This is a genomic window from Flavobacterium sp. (assembly GCF_003525665.1).
Classification (GTDB): domain Bacteria; phylum Bacteroidota; class Bacteroidia; order Flavobacteriales; family Flavobacteriaceae; genus Flavobacterium.
The window spans coordinates 1063-2043 of sequence record NZ_DQDX01000153.1 but is presented as its reverse complement, the minus strand read 5'-3'; the positions used below and the strand labels follow the sequence as shown (position 1 = coordinate 2043).

Annotated in this window: 2 protein-coding genes; both read left to right on the top strand. The window is 33.3% G+C overall.

Annotated features, from left to right (window positions below; genetic code table 11):
* Positions 1 to 504, top strand: a 504-nt coding sequence (gene cas1 / locus DIU01_RS10800; RefSeq protein ID WP_290834327.1) for a type II CRISPR-associated endonuclease Cas1, incomplete at its 5' end; no start/stop codon positions are given.
* Positions 497 to 844 carry a CRISPR-associated endonuclease Cas2 gene (cas2, locus tag DIU01_RS10795; RefSeq protein WP_290834325.1) on the top strand — a complete coding sequence of 116 codons (348 nt, stop codon included), beginning with the start codon at positions 497 to 499 and terminating at the stop codon, positions 842 to 844. The genes cas1 and cas2, both read left to right, overlap by 8 nt.
* Positions 845 to 981 lie beyond the last annotated feature (137 nt).

The following is a 981-nucleotide window of genomic DNA, read 5'->3' as shown; positions in this document are numbered from 1 at the left end:
AAAATGGAACTTTGGGCTAAAGAAGTAACGTCAGGCGATAGTTTAAATCACGAAGCAAGAGCAGCTGTTTTTTATTGGGAAAACCTTTTCGGGATTGAAAATTTTAATCGCGGTCAAAAAGGAGTTCCGCCTAATAATTTATTAAATTATGGTTATGCCATTTTGAGAGCAATAACTGCAAGAGCCATTGTAAGTTCGGGAATGCTTCCTACATTGGGTATTTTTCACCGAAACAAATACAACGCCTATTGTTTGGCAGACGATATAATGGAGCCATATCGCCCATTTGTAGATAAAATTGTTTGTCAAATTATGGAATATGAGGATTGCATTGATGAGTTAACCGTTGAAATAAAAAAACAATTGTTAAGCGTTGTGGCAATTGATGTAATCATTGATGGCAAAAAAAGTCCTTTGATAGTTGCAATGAGTAGAACAACCAATTCTTTGCACGAATGTTTTGAAGGTTCGGCAAGGAAAATTTTATACCCAGAATATGCATAATGAAAATTACAGCAGATTAAACCAATATAGAACTTTGTGGATACTAGTATTTTTTGATTTGCCAACAGAAACCCGACAAGAACGTAAAATAGCTTCTGGCTTTAGAAAGAAATTATTAGACGACGGCTTTGCTATGTTTCAATTTTCTATCTATATGCGGTTTTGTGCAAGCCGGGAAAATGCCGAAGTGCATACCAAAAGAATCAAAAGCAATTTACCACCACACGGAAAAGTTGGTGTAATGCAAATAACCGACAGACAATTTGGAATGATGGAACTTTTTTATGGTAAAAAACCAGTTGAAAATGAAAAACCATCACAACAATTGGAACTTTTTTAAAATTATTAGGAATTTAAAAATCAAAGTTTTGATTTGGCTTTGATTTAAACACAACCATTTTTACATATTCTATTTTCACATCTAATTCTCAACATATCTGATAGTTAACTCAAGGTATGTTGGAATTAGTCTATAAA

Coding starts and splice junctions, on each gene's coding strand:
- cas2 (WP_290834325.1), top strand. CDS start 497: ATGCATAATGAAAATTACAGCAGATTAAACCAATATAGAACTTTGTGG.